Origin of the sequence: Actinotalea sp. C106 (genome assembly GCF_023630195.1) — a bacterium.
Classification (GTDB): Bacteria; Actinomycetota; Actinomycetes; order Actinomycetales; family Cellulomonadaceae; genus Actinotalea.
The window spans coordinates 1-1,632 of the sequence record NZ_JALPKN010000455.1 but is presented as its reverse complement, the minus strand read 5'-3'; the positions used below and the strand labels follow the sequence as shown (position 1 = coordinate 1,632).

Sequence of the window (1,632 nt, the reverse complement as noted above, 5' to 3'; positions counted from 1 at the left end):
CGCGCCCTAAGCACCACGGCGCCAGCACGAGGGCCGCCCCCGCGAGGACGGCGACCGCGGCCGCGGCCGAGCGGGCCAGGGCGTCCAGGGGCTCGTCCTGGCCGACGAGGAGGAGCACCCCGAGCCCCGCGAGGACCGTGCCCCCCATGAGCCGCAGGATGCTCACCGGGGTCCGCCCACCGGCGTGCGAGAGGAACCGGCCGCGCTGGACCGCGTCGAGCTGGCTCCACGCCAACGCCGTGCCGGCGAGCAGCACGAGGGCCGGCACCACCCAGGAGTAGTCGATGGGCACACCCACGCGCACGGCGACGAGGAGCCCCGCCGCGAGCAGGAGCAGCAGACCCAGGCCGATGTCAGTCAGCGGGACGCGACGGCTCGGGTCACGCAGCCGTGGGGCGAGCCGGTTCAGGGCTGCGGGCCGCTCCTCGGCCGCGGCCCGGACCGGGTCCCCGACCGGCACCGTGACCCAGAACCACACGTAGAGCAGCACCCCCGCGCCGCCGAACGGCGCGAGCAGCACCATCACCAGCCGCACCGTCGCGACCGGCATCCCCAGATGAGCGCCGAGCCCCGCGCACACCCCACCGACCCAGCGTCCCTGGGCCGGACGACGCAGCGGCAGCCGCAGGATGGTCCGATCGGTCGTCACCCGTGCATCGTCACACGTCAGCGACGCACCGCGGGGCGTCCAGGGCCCCGGTCGGCAGGGACCAGGGTTGATCTCGGGGCAGGCCTCAGGGGTCCGGTCCCCAGGCTCAGGGTGGGATCAGGGGCCCACCGGATACCGCGGGGCGGCCACCCGCGGCAGGCTCGAGGCATGGACTCGAGCACACCCCCACCCCAGGGCCCCGGCCCCACCGGCTCCGATCCAGCAGGATCCGGGCCAGCAGGCCCCGGCCCGACGCCCGGTGCCGCACCGGGACCCACGCCTCCACCGGGCCAGGCCCGTCCGAGCGGAGTCGACAGCTTCTTCGACAGCCTGCGGCGGTCCGGTCTGGTGCGCGGCCAGGACCGCTGGGTCGGCGGGGTCGCGAGCGGGGTCGCCCTGCGGCTCGGCATCGATGCCCTGGTCGTCCGGGGCGTCCTGGCCGTGTCCGTGCTCCTCGGCGGCCTCGGGCTGGTGCTCTACGGCCTCGCCTGGGTCCTGCTGCCCGAGCAGCACGACGGTCGCATCCACCTCCAGCAGCTCTTCCGCGGCGACTTCGACGTCGCCGTGCTCGGTGCCCTCGGGGTGTTCATCGCAGGCCTGTCCTTCCCCGAGCGCTGGTACCCCGGGCTCTGGTGGTGGGGCGGTGGTGGATGGGGGGGCCTGCTGTGGCTGCTCGCCGTCGCCGTGGTCGTGGTGCTGGTGATCTCCTCCTACCGCGACCGTCAGGGTGGCGGACCTCGCCCGTCCGGCCCGACGACGTCCCTGCCCCGCACCCCGGTGCCGCCGCCCCCCTCACCTGAAGGACCCACCATGACCACACCCACCAGCTCCTACGCCGCCCCGGGCGCTACCGGTGGCTACACCGGTTCCGCCGGCGGCTACACCGGTTCCGCCGGCGGCTACGCCGGCAGCGCACCGGCCCCCGGGGCGTCCGGAGGGTACGGGGGCTACGGCGGTGCGCCCACCGGCCCCCCGCCGGTGCC

At 76.0% G+C, this 1,632-nt stretch carries 2 protein-coding genes; one reads left to right on the top strand and one right to left on the bottom strand.

Annotation, left to right across the window (positions count from 1 at the left end; genetic code table 11):
• On the bottom strand, positions 1-649 hold a 649-nt coding region (locus tag L0B03_RS17540), incomplete at its 3' end, for a PspC domain-containing protein (RefSeq protein WP_250448256.1).
• 348 nt (positions 650-997) lie between these two features.
• On the opposite strand from L0B03_RS17540, the gene L0B03_RS17535 reads away from it, so the two are divergent.
• Positions 998-1,632: PspC domain-containing protein (locus L0B03_RS17535; RefSeq protein ID WP_250448254.1), on the top strand; the 635-nt coding region annotated here is incomplete at its 3' end.